Annotated in this window: 24 protein-coding genes; 3 read left to right on the top strand and 21 right to left on the bottom strand. The window is 50.5% G+C overall.

The window, feature by feature from the left end:
* Window positions 1-15: 15 nt before the first annotated feature.
* The 17 genes from FHS16_RS01480 to FHS16_RS01400 all read right to left on the bottom strand — a co-directional run bounded on the left by FHS16_RS01480 (window position 16) and on the right by FHS16_RS01400 (window position 15750).
* The gene (locus FHS16_RS01480; protein WP_183557890.1) at window positions 16-948 is read right to left on the bottom strand and encodes an AraC family transcriptional regulator; all 933 of its coding nucleotides are present in this window, start codon (window positions 946-948) and stop codon (window positions 16-18) included.
* Between the two features lie 33 nt (window positions 949-981).
* Complete coding sequence (locus FHS16_RS01475) at window positions 982-1704, bottom strand: nucleoside phosphorylase (protein WP_183557887.1); 723 nt, start codon at window positions 1702-1704, stop codon at window positions 982-984.
* 4 nt (window positions 1705-1708) lie between these two features.
* Entirely contained in the window at window positions 1709-2383 is a 675-nt protein-coding gene (locus FHS16_RS01470; RefSeq protein WP_183557883.1) for a sulfite oxidase-like oxidoreductase, read from the bottom strand.
* A gap of 18 nt (window positions 2384-2401) precedes the next feature.
* Entirely contained in the window at window positions 2402-3325 is a 924-nt protein-coding gene (locus FHS16_RS01465) for an ABC transporter permease (protein ID WP_183557880.1), read from the bottom strand.
* Window position 3326: 1 nt separating this feature from the next.
* A complete protein-coding gene (locus tag FHS16_RS01460) occupies window positions 3327-4376 on the bottom strand; it encodes an ABC transporter permease (RefSeq protein WP_376769641.1) in 1050 nt (349 codons plus the stop codon).
* The gene (locus tag FHS16_RS01455) at window positions 4369-5868 is read right to left on the bottom strand and encodes an ABC transporter ATP-binding protein (protein WP_183557877.1); all 1500 of its coding nucleotides are present in this window, start codon (window positions 5866-5868) and stop codon (window positions 4369-4371) included. The genes FHS16_RS01460 and FHS16_RS01455 overlap by 8 nt, the downstream gene beginning before the upstream one ends.
* A gap of 121 nt (window positions 5869-5989) precedes the next feature.
* A complete protein-coding gene (locus FHS16_RS01450; protein ID WP_183557874.1) occupies window positions 5990-7045 on the bottom strand; it encodes a BMP family lipoprotein in 1056 nt (351 codons plus the stop codon).
* 145 nt (window positions 7046-7190) lie between these two features.
* A complete protein-coding gene (locus FHS16_RS01445; protein ID WP_183557871.1) occupies window positions 7191-7649 on the bottom strand; it encodes a MarR family winged helix-turn-helix transcriptional regulator in 459 nt (152 codons plus the stop codon).
* A gap of 232 nt (window positions 7650-7881) precedes the next feature.
* Window positions 7882-8766: an urease accessory protein UreD gene (locus FHS16_RS01440; protein WP_221226227.1), complete on the bottom strand. Its 885-nt coding sequence runs from the start codon at window positions 8764-8766 to the stop codon at window positions 7882-7884.
* Window positions 8767-9495 carry an urease accessory protein UreG gene (gene ureG, locus FHS16_RS01435; protein WP_183557868.1) on the bottom strand — a complete coding sequence of 243 codons (729 nt, stop codon included), beginning with the start codon at window positions 9493-9495 and terminating at the stop codon, window positions 8767-8769.
* Between the two features lie 33 nt (window positions 9496-9528).
* On the bottom strand, window positions 9529-10221 hold the full coding sequence (locus FHS16_RS01430; RefSeq protein ID WP_246431525.1) for an urease accessory protein UreF: 693 nt from the start codon (window positions 10219-10221) through the stop codon (window positions 9529-9531).
* 44 nt (window positions 10222-10265) lie between these two features.
* Window positions 10266-11981: an urease subunit alpha gene (ureC, locus tag FHS16_RS01425; RefSeq protein ID WP_183557863.1), complete on the bottom strand. Its 1716-nt coding sequence runs from the start codon at window positions 11979-11981 to the stop codon at window positions 10266-10268.
* Entirely contained in the window at window positions 11978-12346 is a 369-nt protein-coding gene (locus FHS16_RS01420; RefSeq protein WP_183557860.1) for an urease subunit beta, read from the bottom strand. The genes ureC and FHS16_RS01420 overlap by 4 nt, the downstream gene beginning before the upstream one ends.
* A gap of 33 nt (window positions 12347-12379) precedes the next feature.
* On the bottom strand, window positions 12380-12685 hold the full coding sequence (locus FHS16_RS01415; protein WP_183557857.1) for an urease subunit gamma: 306 nt from the start codon (window positions 12683-12685) through the stop codon (window positions 12380-12382).
* A 208-nt stretch (window positions 12686-12893) separates the two neighbouring features.
* Window positions 12894-13868, bottom strand: a complete 975-nt coding sequence (locus FHS16_RS01410; RefSeq protein ID WP_183557854.1) for a D-alanyl-D-alanine carboxypeptidase family protein — start codon at window positions 13866-13868, stop codon at window positions 12894-12896.
* A 90-nt stretch (window positions 13869-13958) separates the two neighbouring features.
* Window positions 13959-15056: a sensor histidine kinase gene (locus tag FHS16_RS01405; protein WP_183557851.1), complete on the bottom strand. Its 1098-nt coding sequence runs from the start codon at window positions 15054-15056 to the stop codon at window positions 13959-13961.
* The gene (locus tag FHS16_RS01400) at window positions 15046-15750 is read right to left on the bottom strand and encodes a response regulator transcription factor (RefSeq protein WP_183557848.1); all 705 of its coding nucleotides are present in this window, start codon (window positions 15748-15750) and stop codon (window positions 15046-15048) included. The genes FHS16_RS01405 and FHS16_RS01400 overlap by 11 nt, the downstream gene beginning before the upstream one ends.
* Window positions 15751-15990: 240 nt before the next feature.
* On the opposite strand from FHS16_RS01400, the gene ilvD reads away from it, so the two are divergent.
* Window positions 15991-17676 (top strand): dihydroxy-acid dehydratase, encoded by a 1686-nt coding sequence (ilvD, locus tag FHS16_RS01395; RefSeq protein ID WP_183557845.1) that lies wholly within the window; start codon window positions 15991-15993, stop codon window positions 17674-17676.
* Window positions 17677-17848: 172 nt separating this feature from the next.
* On the opposite strand, the gene FHS16_RS01390 is transcribed toward ilvD, so the two are convergent.
* The 3 genes from FHS16_RS01390 to FHS16_RS01380 all read right to left on the bottom strand — a co-directional run bounded on the left by FHS16_RS01390 (window position 17849) and on the right by FHS16_RS01380 (window position 20860).
* Window positions 17849-18706: an anti-sigma factor gene (locus tag FHS16_RS01390; protein ID WP_183557842.1), complete on the bottom strand. Its 858-nt coding sequence runs from the start codon at window positions 18704-18706 to the stop codon at window positions 17849-17851.
* Window positions 18703-19281 (bottom strand): RNA polymerase sigma factor, encoded by a 579-nt coding sequence (locus tag FHS16_RS01385; RefSeq protein WP_183557839.1) that lies wholly within the window; start codon window positions 19279-19281, stop codon window positions 18703-18705. The genes FHS16_RS01390 and FHS16_RS01385 overlap by 4 nt, the downstream gene beginning before the upstream one ends.
* Window positions 19282-19468: 187 nt before the next feature.
* Window positions 19469-20860: a polysaccharide deacetylase family protein gene (locus FHS16_RS01380; RefSeq protein ID WP_183557836.1), complete on the bottom strand. Its 1392-nt coding sequence runs from the start codon at window positions 20858-20860 to the stop codon at window positions 19469-19471.
* Between the two features lie 167 nt (window positions 20861-21027).
* Here FHS16_RS01380 and FHS16_RS01375 point away from each other — a divergent pair, with 167 nt between their 5' ends.
* Together FHS16_RS01375 and FHS16_RS01370 are read left to right on the top strand one after the other, a co-directional pair.
* Window positions 21028-22182 carry an AI-2E family transporter gene (locus tag FHS16_RS01375; protein WP_183557833.1) on the top strand — a complete coding sequence of 385 codons (1155 nt, stop codon included), beginning with the start codon at window positions 21028-21030 and terminating at the stop codon, window positions 22180-22182.
* 119 nt (window positions 22183-22301) lie between these two features.
* Complete coding sequence (locus FHS16_RS01370; protein ID WP_183557830.1) at window positions 22302-22628, top strand: antibiotic biosynthesis monooxygenase family protein; 327 nt, start codon at window positions 22302-22304, stop codon at window positions 22626-22628.
* Between the two features lie 264 nt (window positions 22629-22892).
* On the opposite strand, the gene FHS16_RS01365 is transcribed toward FHS16_RS01370, so the two are convergent.
* Entirely contained in the window at window positions 22893-24923 is a 2031-nt protein-coding gene (locus tag FHS16_RS01365; protein WP_183557827.1) for a peptidoglycan D,D-transpeptidase FtsI family protein, read from the bottom strand.
* Window positions 24924-25066: the final 143 nt, after the last annotated feature.

Below are 25066 nucleotides of genomic sequence, written 5' to 3'. Positions count from 1 at the left end.
ATGATCTATTCCTTGTCAGAAATCGTCACTTTCATTCGCATTTTTTTGCCCGCGATAATCCCATATTTGCGTATTTAGCGAGTTCCGATAGGCGATAGGCGTGCTGTCGGTATACTTTTTAAACATCGCGTGAAAGTATTGCCTGCTTCCTACGCCGACATAATCGCATATATCAGCAATCGCGATATCTGTCTCGCGAAGCAGCATCATGGCTTTCTCCATGCGAAGCTCTGTCAAATAGCCGGTTAATGTTTTGCCGAGCTGCGCCCGGAATACCCGGTGCAAATAACCGGGATGCAGGCTGACCGCGGCCGCAATATCTTTGACTTGAATATCGCGGTCATAGTTATGGTGCATGTATTCAATCGCTTGTTTCACGTAACGGTCAATGGAACTCGCGCCCTCTGAACCCGTTTCGCTCCGCAGCCTGGCAATCGCAAGGATCAGCTGGGCAAAGAGCAGCTCCGCTTTCATGTTCAGATTTTTCCCTTTTCGGTCAAGCTCCAGCACCAAGCCTTTGAGCACCTGATAAACCTCGCTTGGATCACGTAAAAACAAATAAGAGGACGGCTCTGTGATCAATTCAGCCACAAATTCGTCCTCCACAGCAAGCTGACGCATAGAAGGGAACGCCGCCTGGCGCTCCCTGAAATCAAATTCCACGTTCAGCATACGGCATGGCCCTCGCTCATCAACCGTTAACCGATGCGGCGTATTGGCGTTCAAGATGACGAAGTCGCCTTTTTTAAGCGTCATATCGCAGCCTTCTGCTTCCGCCGTTCCTTCGAACCCAATTACGCAAACACCAGAAATCACATACATGATTTCGATCGAATCATGTGTGTGAAAGGTCATCGCGTAATCCGACCATTGCTTGAAATAATAGGCGAACACATGCGGATGCAAATCGCCAATCATCCATTCCTTCTTAAAAAGCGTTCCTCCCATTGCATGCGTCCCCCTTGCCCATCAGCTAGGTTGTTACACGGAAGCCAGCTTAGCTACAGCACGCAGCGCCGTGTCAATCTCACGCTCTACCGCCTTCGCAACTAGGTCGGTGTGCGGATCGTATTCACCCGCCAAATCAGCATCCGCATACCCGTCCAGCGCTAGAATAGCGCCAGAGCGCGCGCCGCGAAGCGTTGCAATAATGTAGAGCGCAGCGATTTCCATCTCAACGGCTATCGCTCCCGACTGCTTGTACGCCTTATGGGGAATATCAACGACTCCCGAGAAAAAAACATCCAACGTAACGGTAATTCCCTTCTTCACGATGCCTTCGCTTTCTTGAGCCGCAGCATAAAGCGCCTCCGTAACCTCGCTGTCCGCGATTGCCGGGAAACCGGCAGGCACCAGCTGATGCGTCAAGCCTTCCGCCCTTACAGCGGCCGTGCTTACCACTAGACTGCCCGCGGGATAGTCAGCAGAATAAGATCCGGCCGTACCTACGCGAATAAGCGTCTTTACGCCGCCGCGAATGAGCTCCTCGAAGCATACGGCCGCGCCTGGGGAACCTACGCCATGGCTGACGACAGCCAGCCGCACGCCTTCGTATTCGCCAACGAACGTCCGGTACTCTCGCGCGAACGCAAGCTCTTTGGCATGATCAAGCTTTTGAGCGATTAGCTCCGCCCGGCGCGGGTCTCCGCACACGATGGCATACGCTGGCAAATCTTCTGGATTAACCTGTAATATAGGCAGCATCTTATTAATCAAACTCCTTCTTCAACCATTCGTCCTCAGGCATTTCATTTTCTTCGCTGCTGAAGCGCTGTTCTTTGAACGGATCCGCATAGTTATGGAAGCCGTTGCGCTCCCAGAACCCTTCGCGGTCCTCCTTCATGAATTCGATGCCCGTGATCCACTTCGCGCTTTTCCAGAAATACAAGTGGGGAACAAGCAGCCGCATCGGCCAGCCATGCTTGTCTGTAAGCGGCTCTCCGTCGAAGCGGTGCGCGAGCAATACGTTCTCTTCCAGCAAATCCGCAAGCGGTACATTCGTATCGTAATCCTCGTCAGCGTGAATCATCGCATATTGGGCATCAGGCTTCACCTTGAGCAGCTGCATCAAATCCTTGAATTTAATGCCTTCCCATTCCGTGTCAAGCTTCGACCATCTCGTCACACAGTGAATATCGCAAACCGTCTTCGTCTGCGGAAGCGCAAGCAGCTCCTCGAAGCTGAACGTACGCTCCTCCTCCACCTCGCCAAACACACGAAGCGACCAGCTGTTTATGTCGTATTCGGGCACTTCTCCCTCATGCAGGATCGGGAACCGTTCCGTTACCGTTTGGCCGGGCGGAACACGATGCGCAACCTCTGGCGAAACCGCCGCTTGCTTAATGCTAGTTACTTTTTTTAAACGCTCTGCTTTTTTGTGCATCGTCTTTCTCCTTATCTGCTACCTGGAGCTTTCGTTTGATTTGCGTGCTTCCTGGATATAGCCTTTGTCTTTGAAAAACAGCATAGCGATAATCGTAACGATATACGGCAGCATCATCGTGAAATGCGTAGGCAAGGCAAAGCCTTGCAGCCGGATGCTGAGCGCATCCATAAAGCCAAAGAGCATGCTTGAAGCCATGACGCCGATCGGATTGGATTGTCCGAGCATGGTTGCTACTAGCGCGATAAAGCCCCGCCCAGACGTCATGCCCTCGGTGAACATCGTTACATTGCCTAGGGACAGCTGCGCGCCTGCTAGTCCGCATAACACGCCGCATATGAGCACTGCGCCGTATTGAATCCTTGACACTTTAATGCCAAGGCTTCTAGCCGCGGTCGGGTTCTCCCCTGAAGCAAGCAGCCGGAAGCCGGTTACGGTCTTGAATAAGAAATACTGCAAGCCGATTACAAGCAGAATCGATAGATACACGAGCGGCGAATGCCCTGACAGCACATCCCCGAGCCACGGAATATCTTTGAGAAGCGGAATATCCCACTTCGGCAAACCAACCATATCCTTATTGTAGTATGCGCCTTTCACATCAAAGATTGCGCGCAAGGAGAAGGTGGTGAGGCCAAGTGCCAAGAAATTAAGCGCGATACCGACTACGATTACGTTGGCCTTGAGATGGATGCTCATATACCCGAAGATAATGGAAAATAAAAGCGAGCATAGAACTGCAATCAACACCGCTGCTAATACATTGCCAGTAAAGTGGTTGCCTACGATGGCAGAGAAAGCGCCGATCAGGATTAAACCTTCAAGGCCTACGTTAAACAAGCCGACTCGCGCACATATCGCACCGCCAAGTGCCGCAAGCAGAATCGGAGTTACCATCCGAAGCGTCGAGGCAAATAAAGAGGCATCTAGTAAAAAGTCCATCTTATGACCTCGCCTTCTTGCGTTTAATAAATGAATATGTGAATTTGGCAGATACGAATAAGATGAGTACCGCCTGGATAATGCTCGATACTTCGAGCGGTACCTCCGTGTTGCGCTCCATCCCCATGCCGCCGGTCTGCAAAGCGGCCAGCAGTATTGCGGCAACTGCTGTTCCGAGCGGATGCGATCCCGCTAGCAGCGTCGCCATAATTCCTGACCAAGCATAGCCTGGCGAGGTTAAGGCGCCGTCCAAATAACGATACTGGGTGCCGAGCACCTCAACGGAGCCGGCAAGGCCTGCGAACCCACCGCTTACGAACATGCTGATCAGCATCATCTTGCCGCGCTGCACGCCGCCGTAGCTTGCGAACAACGGATTTCCGCCCAGCATGCGAATTTCGTAGCCCTTCACCGTATAACGCATGAACAGGAACAGCAGAATTGCGCCGACTACCGCCAGTATGAAGCCCGCGTGGAGACTCATTCCCTTGAACAGCTTAGGCAGCCAAACGCTTTGATCCAGCATGACCGTCTGCGCCATCGCGGCTGAGCCTGTTCGGTCTTTGAGCGGATAAGAAACCATGTATCCGGCGAACAATGTGGCAATATAGTTAAGCAAAAGCGTCGTTATCAATAAATTCATTCGGAATCTAGCATCTAGCCATCCCGCAAAAGCTGACCAAATGCCGCCGGCGATAATTCCGGCAATAATAGCTGCAATAAGCTTGACCAAGCCTGAACCGGGTAAATAAATGGCCGTTACCGCGGCGCTTAGCGCGCCAAGCACCATCTGCCCCTCTGAGCCCATATTGAAAAACCCAGCCCGAAACGCAAGTGCAACCCCAAGCCCAATCAGTATAATAGGTGTCGCCCGGCTTAATGTATTCGTCAAAAAGTAAAAGCTGCCGAATGCGCCCTTCCACATTTCAGCATAGGTCTCCATGACGGAGCCGCCAACGATGACGATGGCAATCGCGCCTGCAGCCAGTCCGACAATGACAGCGAGTAGCGGCTGCATCAGCGACCGTCCGAATTGTACCAGCTTATCCAACTGCTTTTCCTCCCGCCATTAACAAACTGATCTGTTCCTCCGTGGCCGATTCCGCATCAAGCTCGCCGACGATTTGTCCTTCATACATGATCAAAATACGATCAGAGAGCTTCAAAATCTCGGTTAGCTCTGATGAAATGAGCAGAATCGCTCCTTTTTCATCTCTTTTCTTGAGCAGCTCGCCGTGAATGATTTCCATAGCACCGACATCCACTCCCCGGGTAGGCTCTGCAGCGATCAGAAACGGCGTATGCTGTGCAAGCTCCCTTGCGACAATAAGTTTCTGCAAATTCCCTCCGGAGAGGAACTGCGCTTTGGTTGATAACGAGCCTGTCTTGATTCCGAATCGCGACACCCATTCACTCACCATTCCGCGAATGCCTGAGCCATTTAGAATACCTAGCTTTTGGTGCCTGTCCGTATGGCCCATTAAGCCGTTTTCCGTTACAGTTGCATCCTTTGCGACGCCCCATTGATAACGGTCCTCTGGGATGTGGGCGAGTCCTCGCTCGCGAATAGATCCGACAGAGGCGCCAGTCACATCCTGTCCAAGCAGCTTGATGACACCATGATCTGTTTTCATTAGACCGGATATCGCTTGAATGAGCTCTGATTGCCCATTGCCGGAAATCCCCGCGATACCCACGATCTCGCCCTCATCAACATGAAGACTGATATTCGTTAGAACTGGCTTCGTTTTCGCTCCTTTTATCGAGAGGCCAGCAACCTCGAGCACCTTCTTGCCTCTGGACGCTTCATTCCGCGATATATGTATCAAATCCCGGCCAACCATTAGCCGCGATAGATCTTCCGCATTCGTGTCCTTTGCATCCACGGTTCCCGTAACCTTGCCATCGCGAAGGACGGTAACCCGGTCCGCAACCTCCATAATTTCCTGCAGCTTGTGGCTAATCAGCACGAAGCTTTTGCCTTGCGCGGCCAAACCTTTAATCGCGACAAGCAGCTCCTTCACTTCAAGAGGAGTAAGCACGCCTGTCGGCTCATCCAGAATAATAACCTCGGCGCCTTGGTACAGCACCTTCAAAATTTCAACGCGCTGCTGCATGCCAAGCGAACAGTCAGCTACCTTCTTCCATGGATCGACGGGCATGCCGTAAAGCTTGCCTATCCGCTCTGTTTCAGCGGCTGCCGCTTTACGGTCAAAGCCGATTCCTTTGGACGGTTCCCGTCCGATAACGATATTTTCTGCAATCGTAAACGTTGGAAATAGCATGAAATGCTGGTGGACCATGCCGATTCTATGCTTGATCGCGTCAGCAGGACTTGCGAACGAAACCGCCTTCCCATCCAGAAGGATTTCGCCGCTTGTCGGGCTTTCCATTCCGTATAAAATGCGCATCAGTGTTGTCTTGCCGGCACCGTTCTCCCCGACCAAGGCATGAATTTCACCGCGGTTGAGCGAGAACTGCACCTGGCTATTTGCGGTTACGCTGCCATACGATTTCGTAATGCTGTCCATTTGCAGCAACATACTCATGATCCTCCCCTTTCCTGCCATAGGCGTTTAAACAAAAAAACCGCTTCCTCCATACTGGAGGAAGCTTCCAAGCAACGAGCAAACCGGCTGCAAAGGTAGCAGCCGGCCAGTAATTCTATTGTGCGAGCGGGTTAACTACTACGATTTTACCAGATTTAATATCTTCTGCAATCGTCTTAACTTTATCAACGTTCTCTTGGCCGATGAATGGGCTAAGTGCAGAAGTGCTGTCTCTTGTTACAAAAGTAAGGCCTACGCCGTCCTCTTTCAATCCATAGTCGGCTACGCCGAATGCGAAAGTGCCGTCTACGAAACTTTTAACCGTTTCGTATGCTACTGCATCCGTACCTTTCAGTTGCGAGAGAACGATATGCTCCGGATCTTCCTCCGTACGGTCTGTATCTTGCCCGGAAGTGAAGAACCCTTTTTCCTTCGCTGCTTCGAATACGCCGTTATCGCCTACTGCAGCCATGCCTGCGATGAAGTCAGCGCCTTTGGATTGTTGAAGCAATGCAAGCTCTTTCCCTTTAACCGGGTCTGTGAAGCTGCCTACATAGTTGATCAGAAATTGCGCTTCTGGATTCGTGCTTTTCAAGCCTTGCTCGAAGCCTGAAGTATATTTGCTAAGCAGCGGCGCGTCCATTGCAACTACAGCGCCCACGATATTTGTTTTTGTAGCTAGGCCAGCAAGTGCACCCATTAGATAAGATGCTTCGTGCTCGCGGAAGTTAACGCTGCGAACATTCGGAAGATCTACAACCGTATCGATAACAGCGAACGACTTGTCCGGATTCTCGGCAGCAACCTTCTTCAAAGCATCCTCAGCTTGGAATGTAGCTGTAATAATCAAGTCATAATCTTCTGCAACCGTTGCACGGAGGTTTTGCTCGAAACCGGCAGGGTCAGTCGATTCGATTGTTTTAACTTCAGCGCCGAATTCCTCGCCCGCTTTTTTGAAGCCTTCATCCATTAATACAAAAAATTTGTTTACACCGATTTTTTCAGGCAGCACAAGCGCGATTTTTTTCTTGTCCGCTTTATCGCCAGCCGTGTTATTCGTCGCTGCGCCGTTATTCGCTGCGTTTCCTGCATCATTTTTGTTAGATCCGCAAGCTGCGACAATCGCAACCATTAGAAACAACGATAGTGCTACTGCAAATGCCTTCTTCATCGTAATCTCCCCTAAACCATTAGATGTATTAATTCCTTTTAATCCTAGTTGTTTTATCGGAATTTGTCAACCTATTTCATTTCGACAAATTTCTAGTTTATTCTACACTAATATTCATCGCAATAATAATGAAATATGAAAATAGTCACGAATTTGTAACATCCGTTTCCATATTTCTGCTCATCGTTTCAAAAAGCTGGACACCTTGCTCCATATCCGCTTCCGACATGCCATCAAAAAGCTTATGCATGATCTTTGAACGGAGCTTCTCGATCAGCTTGACGATGTTTAAACCATCGTCTGTTATTTCAAGCATAACGACTCGGCGATCCTTCTCGCCGCGCTCCCGTTTCACGTAACCAAGCTCGATCAGCCTGTCCGCAATGCCCGTTACGCCACCGCTCGTAATTAAAAGCTGTTCAGCCAAAGCCGACGCCTTCTGCGGGCCCGATTTTGCCAAAATCGTGAGCATTCTGCCATGGGTCATCCCGAGACCGTGAACGTTATAAGTATTCCATTCCGAATTAATCTGCCTGCGTACTTGACGAAAGGATTCGTCTAATTTCCTCATCAATTCAAGCCGTTCCGCACTTGAAGCTTCCAATCGATCACCAACCTATTCTTTCATACTATATTTCATAAAACTCAACTCCCTATAGTTTACGTTCCTCAACGCGATTAAGTAACTTCTTTTCTCAAAAAGGCATGAATGAAGCCCTAATATACGAGCATTGCCACGTTAAGACGGGACATTCGATGCATGCAGCTTATTCGCCCAAAAAGGCCAATCCGCAAGATTCGGATTGACCTTCCTACTTAAAGGATATTCGCATGCGCTAGGAACCTTGCAGAAACCGCAGCGGCTGCTTCTCTAGCAAGCTGGCCCTCACAGCCTCCCACAGCTCCCTCATAAGCTGCTGAAGCGGCCAAGCAGCTGTAGACATCGCCGACACCGCGATCCCAAAGCGATGCGTCAGAGACGCTCCTGATACGAGGTTATGCCCCTCTGGAGTAACAAAGCGATCCAGTTTTTGCTGCAGCAGCTCTAGATGCGAACCGTCCAAACGATCGGAGAACACGTAAAAGGTGGCTGAGTGGGTAAGCTCTTCCCAGCACCCCGCTGCCGCCAGCGCATGCCTCTCCGGCTCGATCTGCTGGCGCTGGAAGAAAATAAGCTCCTCGCCGTAGTAAACGGAAATGGTATTTCGATAGGATCGGTAGCCAAAACGCTCACCCCGCAACGATCGTCCTGGACATAGCACCTCTGCTTGCAGCCAGACGGAGCCCTGGCTCAAGTTAACGCGCGTGTTATTCCGGAATGCTGCATCCTTATACAGCATAACCGGTTCCGGCATATGCTCGACTATGGCATTCTCCGCAAGCTCGAATGTCTGCTGCATGGAGGAATCCTCTGGCGGCTTGCTCGGATGCACTTTGGTATAGGATTGATTGGTAATCATCACATGTGATGATTCGCCGCAAGTCCACTCCAGAGCGTAGCGGTCGCCGCTTAGCAGTCCTGGCGACACATCCATGACAATGATGCCTAGCTGCCCCTCCAGAGGAAATGCTTTTGCAATTTTGATGGGAGCGGTATGAAATTTCGTTTCGACAACCGTGCGCCCTAAGCGACTAGCGAAGGCGGCACGAAGCACTGACGTTCTAATTACGACTTCCCCGTCTATAGATGTTTCCCGCGGCTGTTGATCGGCAAGCTCCATCTAGGTCGCAGTATGGCGCTGCTCAGCGGGTATGGCCGTCAGTTGAATGACATGGGAATGCTCCGTCCCACGGGCATGGGCGACCTCATGCGTCAGCCAGCTTACGATCTCGTCCACGCCATCGCCGCCGAACAGGTTCGAAAATACGAATGGGCGCTCTCCGCGCATTTTGAGCGTATCCGCCTCCATGACTTCAAGGCTCGCTCCAACATAAGGTGCCAAATCGATCTTGTTGATCACGAGCAAATCGGAGCGCATAATGCCAGGACCGCCTTTACGCGGAATTTTCTCTCCTTGTGCCACATCGATAATATAAATGAAACGATCGACGAGCTCGGGGCTGAACGCAGCCGCCAAGTTATCGCCGCCGCTCTCGATAAAGATAAGATCCAGATGGTCGAAGCGCCGCTCAAGCTCCTCAATCGCTTCGAAATTCATCGAAGCGTCCTCGCGGATCGCCGTGTGCGGGCAGCCGCCCGTTTCTACGCCAATAATGCGTTCCTCAGGCAGTACGCCTGTATTGAACAAAATTTTCGCATCTTCCTTTGTATAAATATCATTCGTAATAACGGCAACGCTATATTTGGTGTGCAGCTCGCGAGTCAGCCTTTCCACGAGCGCTGTCTTGCCGGACCCGACCGGCCCGCCGATACCGATACGAATTGGCCTTGATGCGTCGATGGCCGGGCTTTCCCATTCCTGATGCGTATGTCCTTGTCCTTGGCACATAAGTTCATTCCTCCATTTGTTTGTTTATAATAATCAAGACATAAATAACCTTGAGTACAACCGCTCATGCCTCATCATAGCAAGCTCCGCCATCGGCATATTCGAGTAAGCCTCTTCCGGCGCAAGCTTCTCCACGATTTTCATCGCTTCCTCCGTAAGCGGAGTCAGCTTCGCAATAAGGAACTGCCCTTCTGTCTGTCCCATCGACATAAGCCTCAGCGCGCTGTTAATGCACGTAACAATGCAAGTGTAGAAATAGCCCTGGATAGCCCGCTCCTCGGACAGTCCAAGCAGCCAGCATGCATAGCCGTGGGACAGCGGATGGGAAGCGAAGCATGCCCCCGCCCGCAGCGCGTCTGCAAGCGGCGACCAATCCAGCTGCGGGTGGATGGCGGATGCCAGCTGAAGCAGTCTCCTGCCCATCTTCTCCACGCCGCTGCGGGTTTCCGAAGCTACTCTCTGCAGATGGACAAGCCGTTCAACTGACCAAAGCCGTTCCCAATCCGCTAGCGGCGCATCGCGGTACACGGCTTTTATAACCATCGCATCCGAGCTTGCCCAGCTTTGCAGCAGCATGGCCGCGGCATACGCGTACAATTGGCCTGATCGGCTCATTCTGCCGTCTTGGACCATCGTCTCCAGTCCAAAGGAATGAGAGAACCCTCCAATAGGGAGCGCAGAGTCAAGCAGCTGCTGCATAGCCAGCCATTTTACGCTTTCATTCATGACTGTCAGCCCTTCCTAGCTACCGATGCGGTACCGTTCAAGATTTAAAATAAGAAGTAACGCTGCGCCATAGGCAGCACTTCAGCCGGCTCGCAAGTGATATGCTCGCCATCCACCATAACGTGGTAGGTTTCGGCGTCCACCTCAAGCTTTGGCGTTGCGTCATTATGGATCATATCCTTCTTCGTTACCGTGCGGCAGCCTTTAACCGGCTCAATACGCTTCTGGAGCCCGAGCTCCGCTGCTATGCCGCGGTCGAAAGCAGCCTGCGACACGAACGTAATGGAGCTATTGAATACCAGCTTGCCGAAAGACGCGAACATCGGTCTGCCGAATACCGGCTGCGGCGTCGGGATCGAAGCATTCGGGTCTCCCATTTGCGCAAAGGCAATACTCCCGCCCTTCAGCACCAAATCAGGTTTGACGCCAAAAAACATCGGGCTCCAAATGACGAGGTCGGCGAATTTGCCTGCCTCCAGCGAACCTACGAGATGCGATACGCCATGCGTAATCGCAGGATTAATTGTATATTTGGCAATGTAGCGCTTTATTCGAAAATTATCGTTCTGCTCATTATCCGGATGCAGCGGACCTCGTTGTTTTTTCATTTTGTCAGCTGTCTGCCAAGTGCGGATGATGACCTCGCCGACACGCCCCATCGCCTGAGAATCTGAGCTAATCATGCTGAACACGCCCATATCATGCAAGATATCCTCGGCAGCTATCGTCTCTGGCCTAATTCGCGAATCCGCGAATGCGACATCCTCAGGGATGCTGCTGTCAAGGTGATGGCAAACCATCAGCATGTCCAAATGCTCCTCGATCGTGTTGATCGTGAACGGGCGCGTCGGATTCGTCGAAGAAGGCAGTACGTTCAGCTCGCCAGCCGCAATAATAATATCGGGAGCATGCCCGCCGCCCGCGCCTTCGGTATGATAGGTATGGATCGTCCGCCCTCCGATAGCCGCAAGCGTATCCTCCACAAATCCCGCTTCATTTAACGTGTCGCTGTGAATAGCGACCTGCACGTCATATTGATCGGCCGCCTGCAGGCAGGCATCGATCGCAGCCGGCGTTGTCCCCCAGTCCTCATGCAGCTTGAGCCCGATTGCGCCTGCCTCTATCTGCTCGATAAGCGGGGCCGTAAACGAAGCATTGCCTTTGCCCGTATAACCGATGTTCATCGGAAAATGCTCCGCAGCCTCCAGCATCCGCCGCATATGCCACGCGCCTGGCGTAACGGTCGTAGCATTGGTACCCGTAGCAGGACCCGTTCCGCCGCCGATCATTGTCGTCACTCCTGAGGATAGCGCCGTTTCTATTTGCTGGGGGCATATAAAATGAATATGCGAATCCACAGCGCCTGCCGTTACGATTTTGCCTTCGCCGGCAATAACCTCCGTGCTTGCGCCAACGATCATATTAGGGTGCACGCCGTCCATAATGTCCGGATTCCCGGCTTTCCCAATACCGACGATATATCCGTCCTTAATGCCAATATCCGCTTTCACAATACCGGAATGATCGATGATGACCGCATTCGTAATTAAAGTATCCAGCACGCCTTCATCCCGCAGCGCACCGCTGGATTGCCCCATGCCGTCACGGATTACCTTGCCGCCGCCGAATTTGCATTCATCGCCATACACCGTATAGTCATGCTCAATCTCCGCCCAGAGCTCCGTATCAGCGAGCCTCACTGCATCTCCCGTCGTCGGGCCGAACATAGCCGCATAGCTTTTGCGATCCATTCTTGTCATGCTCCGCCACCTTCCCAAGCCTTCAAGCGCTCGCGAACCTCATCTGGCATCGCGCCGTTCACCGCTTTTCCTTGGCTAAGGCCGTTCAAGCCAAAGCTAAGCTTGGCACCGCCTAGCTCAACAAGCGTTACCGGCTTCTCTTCGCCTGGCTCGAACCTGACTGCCGTTCCTGCCGCGATATGAAGCCTCATGCCAAAGGCAGCTTCACGATCGAACATCAATGCACGGTTCACTTCAAAAAAATGAAAATGAGAGCCTACCTGCACAGGTCTGTCACCTGTATTCACTATGATAAGCATCGCCGTATTGCGTCCGGCATTCAACTCAATTTCGCCTGCTGCTGTTCGATACTCTCCAGGATTCATATGCAACTGCGCTCCTCTCTCGTCTAAGTATCGCTAGCTCGTAATCGGATCATGGATCGTAACAAGCTTCGTTCCGTCCGGGAAAGTCGCTTCCACCTGAACCTCATGTATCATTTGCGGAATGCCTGGCATAACCTGCTCCGCCTTTAATATTTGCGTTCCATATTCCATAAGCGCCGCAACGGTCATCCCATCCCGGGCACCTTCCATTATTTCAGAAGTGATGAGTGCTACGCTCTCTGGGTAATTAAGCTTTACGCCGCGATTCATCCGCCGCCTTGCCAAATCAGCCGCAATGGTAATGAGCAGCTTTTCTTTCTCGCGTTCAGTCAACTGCATGTCTTCACCTCTTCATCCATAATACTTCCATTATAGACAGCAAATTATGGATAGTAAATCACTCTGCGTTAGTTTTTATGACATTGAAATAAAAAAATCTAGAATAACTCTTTCGAGTCACCCTAGATTTAACATCATACTTACACTATTATTCACATGCGAATTATCGACATTAATCGACATCATTCAACCTATCGATGGATAAATGTTACCCCACTTGAATACCCAGCTTGCTTTGGATGTGACCAATCAAGCTCTCCAGTCCATCGGTTTGAAAACCATAGTCAAACAATAAGCTCGTTTCTGTAAATCGCTGCTCAGGCGTACGCGCTCCCATAATAACCGAAACCAGGCGTCTATCCGCCTGCTTCGCTGTACCTGTGAAGCAATAGCCGGCTTGAGGGGTGTAGCCTGTCTTTAATCCATCATTTCCCGGGAAAGCATAGGGCATTCCGTTCAGCATTAAATTCGTCGTCTGCAGCTTCTGCGACGTGCTTGCAAGCTTTACGCTGCTCCGACTCGAAACCTCCAGCACCTCGGGGTATTTTTTCAATAGATATCCGGCTAGTAAAGCCGTATCTTTGGCTGTCATGACGGTATCCCGCTGATTGGAAGCTTCTTCGAAAGGAAGCAGATCCTCCGCGCTTAAGCCTGTCGCGTTCGCGAAAACCGTTTGGCTCGATAACCCGAGCTTCTCCGCTCTGTTGTTCATCAGCACGGTAAAAGCAGCTTCACTCCCTGCAATATGTTCAGCCAACGCTACAGCAGCATCGTTGGCTGAATGGACCGCCATCGCTTCAAACAGCTCCCTGACCGTATAGCTTTCTCCTGCCCCGAAGCCGATCTGAGAGCCCGGCACCTCAGCCGCGTACGAGCTTGTCGTTATGCGCTCGCTCCATCCAAGCTCCCCTTCATTAGCCATATCCAATACGAGCAGCTCTGTCATAAGCTTGGACATGCTTGCTGGAGGAAGCGGCTCATTGGCATTTTTCTCATAGATGACCTTGCCGGTCTGAAGATCGATTAATATGGCTGAGCTGGCTTCGAGCTTAAGATCGGACACGGCCGGCTTGCCTTTCAAGGATATGAAGTACATGGTGCAAGCTATTAAAGCAACAGCAATCACTAGGATCTTAACAGTTGCGGTAGCGTTTCTTTTGTACGTTCGTTCTTCCATCATCATGTTTCTCCCTCTCGCTTAACGTTCTATACGATCAGTATAGGAGCATCAGCTTAAGGAGACCGTAATCAAACCATAAGAAAAGCTTAAATATTAGTGAATAATCGGTAAGGCTACCCGAAATGACGTTTGTTCGAGATCGCTTGATACCGATATCATCCCGCCATGCTTCTGGATAATTCCCTTCGCAATCGCGAGTCCGAGTCCCGAACCGCCTGCCCATTGCGTCCGAGATTTATCTACTCTATAGAAACGATCGAAAAGATATGGCAAGTCTACCGACGATATCGGCTCGCCGAAATTGATCACCTCAACGATAGCCGCTCCATCCTCGGCGCTTGCCTTGACGATAATCTGCTTGCCCTCTTTTCCATAATTTATCGCATTGGAAATTAAATTTTCAAAAACACGCACGAGCTTAGCCGGATCCCCTTCAAGCATAACGCTAGCCTTATCCGACACAAGCCTGCTTTGCATGCCTGCTTCTTGCAGCGGCAGCCGGAATTGGACGAGCAGCTGTCCCAGCATCTCAATCAAATTGAAGGTTGTCAGCTTAAGTCCTGACGTATCATGACGCATTCTCGTATATTCGAATAAATCGTTAATCAGCACATTCAGCCGCTGCGATTTGTCATAGGCGATCTGAACGTAATGCCTGAGCTCTACCTCATCACGATACCGGTCCTGCTCAATTAATCCCAAATAGCCAAGCACCGAGGTGAGCGGCGTTCGCAAATCATGCGATACATTCGTGATGAGCTCATTTTTGGTTTGCTCGGCTTTGCGCTCGTCGTCGAGGGCGTGGTGCAACCGTCCAACCAAATTATTAATATTAGAAGCCATCGGGCTGAAGAGGCTGCTCTTGCTCACCTCGATCTGGTAATCCAATTCGTATCTTCCTTCAGCAATTCCGCGAACCGTCTGATTCATTTGACTAAGATTACGGAACATTTGCCATTGCAGCATGAAAAAGTACAAAAAAAACAAAACAATTCCTGTTCCGCCAAAAAGGATGGCTTCGGTGAATATCGAAATCAAATTGCGCGATATATCCCTCACGACCGATATTCGGTCAACGAGATACATGCCTGCGAATATAAAGAAAAATACGGTGATAAACGCAAGCGATGCGCTCACGATCAGATTCAGTATCGAACGGAAGACCAGCTTCAAGGCGATATTATCCTTCAATTTTATAGCCAACCCCCCACACGGTAACGATCATTTTATCCCCAAGCTCCTTTTCCAGCTTATCCCTCAGCTTGCTGATATGTACCATTACCGTATTATTGGAATCGAAATACTTCTCTTTCCATACTTGCTGAAATATATCCTCTGCGCTGAATACCCGGCCCGGCTGGCTCGCAAGCAGGTGTAGGATACCGAACTCCGTGGACGTCAAATGAAGCGGATTCCCTTCGATCTCAGCCGTATGGCTAAGCTTGTCAATTCGGAGCGGCCCCAGTCGAAGCTCCTTCTCCGAGCGTGAATCCATGCTGTTTTCTGCTTGTGCTCCATACTGGTAGGTTCTCCGCAGCAGCGACCGAACGCGGGCTATGAGCTCCAGCGGATTAAACGGCTTGATCATGTAATCGTCCGCCCCGGTCATGAGTCCCATTATTTTATCCATATCCTCAGCCTTCGCGCTCAGCATGAGAATCGGCACCGATTGGTCCCGCCGCAAGCGGCGCGTCGCCTCGAGCCCATCCATGTTCGGCATCATAATATCCAAAATGACCAGATCAAACGGATGTTTCGCATAAGCCGCCAAGGCTTGCTCGCCGTCATACGCCTTTTCTGTGGAAAAGCCCTCATTCTTCAAATAAATTTCTATAAGATCAGCAATTTCTCGCTCGTCGTCGACTATTAAAACGCGTCTTTCCATAAAGATGCAGCCTCCTTCAGCCTGTTGTTGTTTTCTCATTGTGTCCTTTGAGCATACTATACATGAATATTGCGAGGCATGTCCCATGCTTTGGCGCATTATCACAATGTTTAAGGCTTTTTTAATGTTTTCTTAAACTATGCCCGAACCCGCTGCCAATCTCACGTTATAGCCAACGCTTGTCTGTTGTGATAAAATCGAGAGTATTATTATTTTATTATGCACATAGGGGGCACTTACATGGCGGCCAAAAGAATGCGTTCAGACATGATCAAAAAAGGATTCGACCGCGCACCGCATCGCAGCTTGCTGCGTGCCGCAGGCGTAAAAGAAGAAGATTTCGATAAACCGTTCATCGCGGTTTGCAACTCGTATATTGATATTATTCCTGGCCACGTTCACTTGCAGGAGTTCGGCAAGCTAGTTAAGGAAGCAATCCGCGAAGCTGGCGGCGTTCCATTCGAATTTAATACGATTGGCGTAGATGACGGAATCGCTATGGGCCATATCGGCATGCGCTACTCGCTTGCGAGCCGCGAGATCATTGCCGATTCCATCGAAACCGTAGTCAACGCGCACTGGTTCGACGGTATGGTCTGTATCCCGAACTGTGACAAGATCACACCGGGCATGATCATGGGCGCGCTGCGCGTCAACATCCCGACCATGCTCGTTAGTGGCGGTCCGATGAAAGCCGGTAAAACATCAGACGGTCGCTCCATCTCGCTTTCCAGCGTATTTGAAGGCGTAGGCGCTCACCAAGCCGGCAAAATCAACGATGACCAGCTCATGGAGCTGGAACAATTCGGATGTCCGACTTGCGGCTCTTGCTCAGGTATGTTCACGGCTAACTCCATGAACTGCTTGGCTGAAGGCATGGGACTAGCTATGCCTGGTAACGGTACAATACTTGCCGTGGCTCCGGAACGCAAAGAATTCGTTAAAGAAGCAGCTCGTCAGCTGATGAAAATCATCGAGCTCGGCATTAAACCTCGTGATATCGTAACGAAAGATACCATTGATAATGCGTTTGCACTTGATATGGCGATGGGCGGTTCAACTAACACCGTTCTTCACACGCTTGCAATCGCGCATGAAGCTGGCATCGAATACCCGATTGAGCGTATTAACGAAGTGGCTGAGCGCGTACCGCATCTTGCAAAAATCGCACCGGCTTCCGATTACCACATCGAGGACGTTCATAATGCAGGCGGCGTAAGCGCAGTTCTTAATGAGCTGTTCAAAAAGGAAGGCGCTTTGCACGGTGATGTTATGACAGTAACAGGGAAAACACTGCGCGAGAACGTTATTGGCTGTGAGATTCAGGATACCGATGTTATTCGTACAATCGACAATCCGCACACCGCGCGTGGCGGACTAGCTGTATTGTTCGGCAACCTTGCTCCTAACGGCGCGATCATCAAAACCGGCGCAGTAGACAAATCGGTAGGCGGCTACCACAAAGGACCTGCTATCTGTTTTGATTCGCAGGACGAGGCACTGCACGGCATTACGAACGGCAAGATCAAAGAAGGCCATGTTGTCATCATTCGTTACGAAGGACCGCGCGGCGGCCCTGGTATGCCTGAAATGCTAGCTCCAACCTCGCAAATCGTCGGTATGGGTCTAGGCGCTAAGGTTGCTCTCGTAACAGACGGTCGTTTCTCGGGCGCCTCGCGCGGAATCAGCATCGGCCATGCTTCACCTGAAGCAGCCGAAGGCGGCCCAATCGCTTTCGTGCAAGACGGCGATATCGTCGAGATCGACATGAACAACCGGACGATGGACCTTCTAATCAGCGACGAGGAATTCGAAAAACGCCGTTCCGAATGGAAAGGCTTCGAGCTCAAAATCAAACGCGGCTACTTAGCTCGTTATGCGCATCTTGTAACTTCCGCCAGCACTGGCGGCGTAATGAAAATGTAATAAGTCTACACGAAGGTGAAACGGCTGTCGCCGTCCTTTGGCGGCGCGGCGCGTTTCATGCCAAGAAATATAGAGAAAGTTTGCGAAATCATATACTTTCCTATATTTTAAAAAAAGGAATGCAAGCTGGAAACAGCCTGCATTCCTTTTTTATGTTCGCGGCGTACCGATTCTAGCCGGCAACTAGCTTGCCTGCCAGCACGATTTCACCGCGCGGCTGCAAGCCTTTTGCATCGGGCTCATGCGTAATTGCGATCTGGTCGTATTCATCAGGCTTAAACGTATAATAGAGTGCGCCCGTGCCGTCATTCGTTAGGAATGTACCTGCATTAACCGGCTTTCCTTCCTTTAGCAGCCAAACCTGAAACGCTTCGTCGTTCGCAAGCTTAGGTAGATTCTCAGCTTGTACGATCAGATGCAACCCATTGGCATCCATAACGATCGTAGCTAGTCCTTGCGCAACGATATCCGGTATGGCTGGTGTAAGCGAAACGACATGATTGACTTGAATGCCTGAAGACGGCTGCTCTGCCGCAGCCAGCTGTTGCTGCAGCTGCTGAACCTGAGCGGCAAGCTTATCAGAATCGCCGTTTAAGCGACCTACCTGTTGATAAAGCACTCCCGATACCACTAACAGAGCGGCAGCCGCCCCGGCGAGCAAAGGGGTCATCCAGCTTTTTGTTTGCTGCTTAGACAACGATTGCGCTGGAGGCATATCTATGACTGGTTTTACTTCCGAGCTCATGGTCTCTTTTTCTTCTTCCAATGAAGAGGACGATGCTTCCCGCGAGCTTGCACGATCCGCATCTGCGACTGCGGCAAGAATGCGAGCCTTCATTCCAGAAGGAGGGGCTACAGGCTCCACCGTTAACGGCATGATATTAAATAATGCGGACAACTCCTCCATTTTGCTCCTGCAAGCTGCACAGCTTGCCAAATGGGCTTCGAATGCCAGCTTGTCCTCGTCATCCATTCCGCCCAGCACATACATTTCAACGTCTTCACAGCTAACAACATGCTCATTGCTCATGGACTTGCCCCCTCCTTCCACGTCGAATCAAATTTCTTTCTCAGCTGAGTCAGTGCCAGCCTGACCCTGCTCTTCACCGTCCCAAGCGGGATATCATGCCTTTGACTAACTTCTTGCTGCGTATAACCCATAAAATAGATAAGTTCGACAACTTGTTTCTGATCCTCGTTCAACTCGCCGAGCGCTTCTTTCATCTGCTCGCCAAGCATTTTATGCTCAACCTCCTGCTCCGTCGAATAAGGAGCGGCCTCTCGTTCAAGCGCCCCTTCCTCCTTCGTCTCAAGCGGTTTTCTTCCATGCTTTCTAAGCCAGTCGATAGATAAGTTTCGTGCAATCGTAAAGATCCAGCTGCTGATCTTCCCAGCTGCTTCATCCGTGCGCAGTCTGCCTGCAGAATTCCATACTCGGATGAATAATTCCTGCACGACCTCTTCGGATGCCATCGCGTCTCTAACGATTCGAAATACGAAAGCATACACCTGGCGCTCATAACGGTCATATAGCTGCTCCAAAGCGGCTGAATCTCGTTCCGCAATTAATCGGATGAGCAGTTCGTCTGATGCTGACTCCCCCATAAAGGGTTCACCTCCTCCGATATTTCCTGCTATAATCATAGCTTTTTCATAACAAAAGGCAAACCTAACGGTATTCGTTCCTAATAATGACGTTTTTTCACGTCTAAACCAATCAAAAAACAGCCGCTTAAGGTGAATGACCCTAGGCGGCTGTCGGAAATTCGCAAATCAATGATTCCACGTTGTATTAAATGGCTGTTGTTTTCGTACCTAGTTGTGCAGCTTCGTCGGCAGCTGCACTTAATGAACGCTCTACAGCTTCGGTAATATCCTGCATTCGATTAAGCTGTTCTGTTGCGTAACGTCTAACGGTCGTAACGGGCATAAACAGCATTCGCGGTGAAACTGTGTCTTTTTTCTTGTTGCTTTTGACTGTTTTCTTCGTATTGGTAAGCACCTTAATCAATATGCGAAGGTAAACGCGTGTGGATTTGGCGAACAGTCCCTCAGGCAGTTGAAAGATCTCGAAGCCCAAGCGATCCGCACCGCGATGAATCATCGTCACGCCATATACCGCTTTGATATCCTTGGCATCTGAATCGGCGGCAAGTTGATTGGCAAGCAGCGGAAGCGCTTGTTCAACCTCCCTGAGCATGCGAATGCCGGTTGCAACTGGCGATCTAGACGTTGCTGCGATACTCGAGAGCATTTTGTTATCGAAATGCAGCTCGGCTACTCGGTCACCCTTGACGACATTCCCGCCCTCGGCAAACGCGATATCCTCGCCATTATAAGTAATGACCCGGTAATGAAAAGCGGCTTCCGCTTCATTGCCAACCGTCTTAAGCCGGAATAGGAAGTGGAAGAGCTTCTCCCAAGTGAGCCAAAGCGAAACCAGCACCTTTTTCCATATGGACCTATGCATCGACTTGGCTGCTTCTGTCAGCTTAATCATTTCATCGATCGCTATGAATCGGTAGCCTTGCTTCGCGCCTTCTTCCAAATAGGCTTCCAGCGCAATAAGCATGTTGCGCGGCGCGTCCTTGTCTGCTCCGAACGTCATCCCGCAATCATGCAGCAGCAAAACCTCGCCTGGCTTAAGCTTCTTCATCATCCGTTTCTTAAGCCTCTCAGAGCCAAGCCGCGTGCGCCAATCACCAAACATGGCAGACCATAGAATAATTTGGAGATGTCCGAATTTCGCATAATCGAATACGTTTACGATTCCCCAAGGCGGCCGATAATAAGCCGAACGCGATCCTGTCGCATGCTCGATAATGTCTAGCGTGCGTTCAATCTGCCGTTTCACTGTTCTTGGGCGCATGAGCCAATTCGATTTGTGCACATAATTGTGAACACCGAGATTATGCCCTTCATCCTTCATTCGACGCAGCAAGTGCTCCTGGCCTTCAGCGTGCGAGCCCACAATAAAAAACGTCGCCTTCGCATTGTAACGAGCCAGCAGGTCGAGAAGCTGAGCCGTGTAAACCGGGTCTGGACCGTCATCGAAGGTTAAAGCTATCTCTTTCTCTACAAGACCCTTCTTAAAAACTCGAAAGCCAAATGTACGGCTAATTAGTCCAGGAAGAAACGCATAGAAGGTTGCAACGTATAATCCCCATAACAGCAAATTTTCCATTTTGTTTTCCCCACCGTTATATGATTTAGTCGACGAATGAATAGCGGTACAAAACAACAACAGTAGCTTTAATTGTAGCATAATGCAATAAAAAATAGGCATCTTTTTAAAAACTATAGTACAATCTTTATGGAAATATGAATATGGAAAAAGAAGGAGTACCCCTTATGTTGCCCTTTTACAAAAAGTATTGGCGAACCGCTTTTGACATCGCCTTAATTGCTCTCACTGTTTACTTAATTATGTACTCTTTCAGTTATTTGTACCGAATCGCAACACCCATTTTCTTCTCCTTCGTTATTTTTTTATGCATTGAACCGCTGGCAAGGCGGCTGAACAAGCTGGGGATGAAGAAATCAATTGCCTCCGGCATATCTGTACTCGTGTTCACCCTTATCATTCTAGCCGCCTTCTCAGGCGCAGCTTACCTGCTAACGAAGCAAGGCACCCAGCTTGTCAATGATTTCCCCAAATATCAAAAAGTACTCGCTGGCCAAATCGCCAACATTACCGTTGAGCTTCAGCAGCGGTTCGGCACAACGTCAGCTGATCTCGATCTGGTACAGCGGTCCAAGGACTTAATTGAAGGAGCGTCCTCTACCTTAGCGAAATTCGGACAAACCGTGCTCCGCAGTGTAGTCGGTTATGTCTCTTCATTCTCCACCTTCATATTCAATTTTGTGGTGGGGATTATATTAGCTTATTTCTTAAGCATCGAAATTACGACATGGAAGCAGACCGCCGAGGAAAAAACACCAAATACGTTCAAATCTGCTTTCTTTTTCCTTCGCAACAATGTATTCAAAGGAATTGCGCTCTACATCAAAGCGCAAGCCAAAATGATCGGCATTACGTTTGTCGTCATCTTGGCCGCACTGCTGCTGCTCCGTGTCGACAATGCTTTCGTCATCGCAGTGGTATCCGCGATTTTCGATATTTTGCCGCTGCTTGGCGTTGGTACGATCTTCATTCCTTGGATCATCTATTTGATCATAGTCGGCAAAATTTCGCTGGCTATATGGCTATCGGCGCTATTTCTGGTTGTGGTGCTGACTCGCCAAATTCTTGAACCCAAAATTACGGGCGACTCCTTAGGCGTGTCCGCTTTCACGATGCTGGCCTTCATGATCGTGTCCCTTTCGTTATTCGGTATTGCCGGCGTCATTCTTGCACCTATCCTCATGATCCTGATTAAAGCGCTGTATGACCAAGGTTATTTCCATCGCTGGATCCGCGCTCCGCTGGGAGAATTCGATTCGCCTCCAACTGATCCCGGCATCGACCATTTGGAGAAACCAGAGAACCCGACTAAAAAGGTTTAGTTCGCTTCAAAAATAGAAGTCATGCCTTAGCAGAATGAAGAGCTTTCTGCTGAAGCATGACTTCGTTTTCATTTCAAATGAAATTCTTATCGTTGTATATTTATAAGGAGGTATATCAGATGAGCGCCATTGCAAAATTGCCAACGCCGCCTTATTATGCGGTGATCTTTTCTTCCGAGCGTACCGAGGGTGATAAAGGATATGGGCTTATGGCCGATAAAATGGTCGAGCTCGCTTCGCGGCAGACCGGCTACTTGGGTATCGAGTCCGCACGAGATGAAGCACTAGGCATTACCGTTTCCTACTGGGCGTCTCTTGAATCCATTAAAGCATGGAAGGACAACGCCGCACATCAGGTTGCCCAGCAAAGAGGAAAGAGCGAATGGTACCAAAGCTTTGCACTGCGCATCAGCAAGGTGGAACGGGATTATTATTTTGATAGGTGAACATCAGCAAGCTGGATCGAGACTGTTATTTCGATTGGTGAACATCAGCAAGCTGGATCGAGACTGTTATTTCGATTGGTGAACACCAGCAAGCTGGATCGAGACTGTTATTTCGATTGGTGAATACCAGAATGAACGAGCTGATCGTTTACGATCAGCCAGTCCCTACAACTAAACGTTCACTAATCCACTATGCTAGATAATAATCACTAATCAACCTTTGAAGATAATCGTTCGCTAGTCAACTATGCAAGATAATAATCACTATTCAACCGTGGAAGCTAATCGGGCGGCAATGTCCATAACGCCGCGAAATAGTCTTGTCGCCTGGTTCGAACTGCCAGGCGGCTGGTTTTCCACAAGCACAGCAATTGCGTAGCGCGGCTTCTTGACAGGGCCGTAGCCCGCGAACCACTGGTGGTTGCGGTCGATTCCGGCCCGCGTTGTCTCAGCGGTGCCCGATTTGCCGGCAACCGCCCACAGCCCTTGGCGGATCGATCGACCGGTTCCATGGTCGACGACCGCCGCCATGCCGCGCAGCAGCGCATGCGCCGTGGCCGGTTTAATCCGGCCACGGGCTGCTTGCGCCCGCTGTGCGGGCAGCTTGACCATCCGCTGGCCGTTGGCATAGCGGATTTCCGTGAGCAGGCGCGGCTCCATTACGCGCCCGTCGTTCAGCAGCGTTACAATCAGATTAGCCGCTTGAAGCGGCGACATCCTTACATCACGCTGCCCAAGTCCGCTTTGCGCGAGCGTACCGCCGTCAACGGCAGCAAGCATCGCAGCTTGCTCGCTTGCCGCATCGGAGGCGCTGCTGGTCTGCTTCCCCGAATTCTTCTCTCCATTCCCCGCTCTCAGCCCTCCACTTCCCTGCTCTTCATTCCACTCACTTAGCTCCCCGCTTCCCTGCTCTCCATTCCACTCGCTTAGCACCCCGCTTCCCCGCTCTTCCCCACCACCTGCGCTTAAGCGCTTTGCAGCCGCAAACAGCTGCCCGCTCTCCTCTTCCTCGAGCAAACGCAACGGCTCCGAGAATGGGCCAAAAGCCTGCTTACGATGCCAGCCCGCCTGCTGCCCGATCCCAAGTGCATCTGCGGTGCGCTTCAATTGAGCCGGCGTCAGACGTTCTGCGATCGTAGCAAACACAATATTGCATGATTGGGCCAATCCCTCCTGCAACGTCACATGACCATGTCCGCCGTCCTTCCAGCAGGATAAGCCGTATTTGCCATATTCTCCGCTGCAGTAGAAAGATTCATGTTGGTTCGCAACACCAGCTTCAAGTGCTGCGGCTTCCGTTACAAGCTTAAATACGGAGCCAGGCGCAAAAGCTTTCACAGCATGGTTCTCCCACTCGGTCCCATCCGCCGTTGCGAATCGTCCTGGCTTAAGCTGCGGTCTCGATACCATTGCCACAATATCGGCGTTCCGTGTATCCAGCACGACAACAGCCCCCTCCTTCAGGCCATGCGCATCCACATATTCCTCAATCTCGTTTTGAAGCCGCAAATCGATTGTCGTCATCGCCTTCAGCGGGTAATAACGATTGTTCGGCTGCGTAATTCTAACATCCAAGCCATGCAAGGGAGCATTTCGTCCATCCATGAAATAAGAAACCGAGGTCGGTCCAATCCCGTGCAATAGCTTATCCAGCGATTTCTCCAATCCTGAGCCGCCGACCTGATCAGCCAGCTTGCGTTTGCCTTCTTCCAAATCCGCCGCCTGCTGGGCTAACAGCCACTCCGGGTGCTCGCTTGTAAATCCAATGAGATGCTTCGGCTGAAAAGAAGACAAATACCGATTGCGATACGGCAGTACCCGAATGCCGTTCAACGATAACTGCTTAATCTTGCTTACCTCCGCTTGCGACAGCCTCAAGGGCTGCTGCTCCCCTGCTTTTTTCCAGAAAACAGGCTCCCGCACTTCGTCCCACATGTTCATCAGCTGTTCTTTTGTGATGTCCAAAATGCGGCTAAGTGCGATTAAATCTGCTTCATTCCCCCTTATATCATTTCTTACCGGAAACAATGCAAGAGACGAATAGGTCTCGCCTGTTAACGGAGCCCCGTTTCGATCATAAAAATCACCACGACCGGAATCCAATACAAGATTGCGCTGCCGCTGCTGGACAGAAAGCCTTTGCCAGCCGCCTCTGCTTGATTTGTTCGAGAGCGCGGCTGCGGGAGCGCTCCCAGGCATTAATTGCAGCCAAGCCAGTCTTCCAATATAAACGAGCATAATCAGGCTGATAGCCATTGCAGCCAGCGATATGCGTTTTAGTCTTCGGTTCCTCAAGCTGCACCCCTCTTTAAATCCTGTCCTGATTTTTATTGCAATATGGTTTTTATTAACTATTGTGTCCTTCAGTCACCCCGCTTCAAACCTTCCAATCCTTCCGAAAAAACAAAAAAGAGCAATTCAGCAGTAATTGCCTGAAA

This window comes from Paenibacillus endophyticus (genome assembly GCF_014192395.1).
Taxonomy (GTDB): Bacteria; Bacillota; Bacilli; order Paenibacillales; family Paenibacillaceae; genus Pristimantibacillus; species Pristimantibacillus endophyticus.
Note: the sequence above shows the minus strand (reverse complement) of the source record. Positions and strands in the feature narration are given on the sequence as shown.

Coding starts and splice junctions, on each gene's coding strand:
- FHS16_RS01480 (WP_183557890.1), bottom strand. CDS start 948: ATGGGAGGAACGCTTTTTAAGAAGGAATGGATGATTGGCGATTTGCAT.
- FHS16_RS01475 (WP_183557887.1), bottom strand. CDS start 1,704: ATGCTGCCTATATTACAGGTTAATCCAGAAGATTTGCCAGCGTATGCC.
- FHS16_RS01470 (WP_183557883.1), bottom strand. CDS start 2,383: ATGCACAAAAAAGCAGAGCGTTTAAAAAAAGTAACTAGCATTAAGCAA.
- FHS16_RS01465 (WP_183557880.1), bottom strand. CDS start 3,325: ATGGACTTTTTACTAGATGCCTCTTTATTTGCCTCGACGCTTCGGATG.
- FHS16_RS01455 (WP_183557877.1), bottom strand. CDS start 5,868: ATGTTGCTGCAAATGGACAGCATTACGAAATCGTATGGCAGCGTAACC.
- FHS16_RS01450 (WP_183557874.1), bottom strand. CDS start 7,045: ATGAAGAAGGCATTTGCAGTAGCACTATCGTTGTTTCTAATGGTTGCG.
- FHS16_RS01440 (WP_221226227.1), bottom strand. CDS start 8,766: ATGGAGCTTGCCGATCAACAGCCGCGGGAAACATCTATAGACGGGGAA.
- ureG (WP_183557868.1), bottom strand. CDS start 9,495: ATGTGCCAAGGACAAGGACATACGCATCAGGAATGGGAAAGCCCGGCC.
- FHS16_RS01430 (WP_246431525.1), bottom strand. CDS start 10,221: ATGAATGAAAGCGTAAAATGGCTGGCTATGCAGCAGCTGCTTGACTCT.
- ureC (WP_183557863.1), bottom strand. CDS start 11,981: ATGACAAGAATGGATCGCAAAAGCTATGCGGCTATGTTCGGCCCGACG.
- FHS16_RS01420 (WP_183557860.1), bottom strand. CDS start 12,346: ATGAATCCTGGAGAGTATCGAACAGCAGCAGGCGAAATTGAGTTGAAT.
- FHS16_RS01415 (WP_183557857.1), bottom strand. CDS start 12,685: ATGCAGTTGACTGAACGCGAGAAAGAAAAGCTGCTCATTACCATTGCG.
- FHS16_RS01410 (WP_183557854.1), bottom strand. CDS start 13,868: ATGATGATGGAAGAACGAACGTACAAAAGAAACGCTACCGCAACTGTT.
- FHS16_RS01400 (WP_183557848.1), bottom strand. CDS start 15,750: ATGGAAAGACGCGTTTTAATAGTCGACGACGAGCGAGAAATTGCTGAT.
- ilvD (WP_183557845.1), top strand. CDS start 15,991: ATGGCGGCCAAAAGAATGCGTTCAGACATGATCAAAAAAGGATTCGAC.
- FHS16_RS01390 (WP_183557842.1), bottom strand. CDS start 18,706: ATGAGCAATGAGCATGTTGTTAGCTGTGAAGACGTTGAAATGTATGTG.
- FHS16_RS01385 (WP_183557839.1), bottom strand. CDS start 19,281: ATGGGGGAGTCAGCATCAGACGAACTGCTCATCCGATTAATTGCGGAA.
- FHS16_RS01380 (WP_183557836.1), bottom strand. CDS start 20,860: ATGGAAAATTTGCTGTTATGGGGATTATACGTTGCAACCTTCTATGCG.
- FHS16_RS01375 (WP_183557833.1), top strand. CDS start 21,028: ATGTTGCCCTTTTACAAAAAGTATTGGCGAACCGCTTTTGACATCGCC.
- FHS16_RS01370 (WP_183557830.1), top strand. CDS start 22,302: ATGAGCGCCATTGCAAAATTGCCAACGCCGCCTTATTATGCGGTGATC.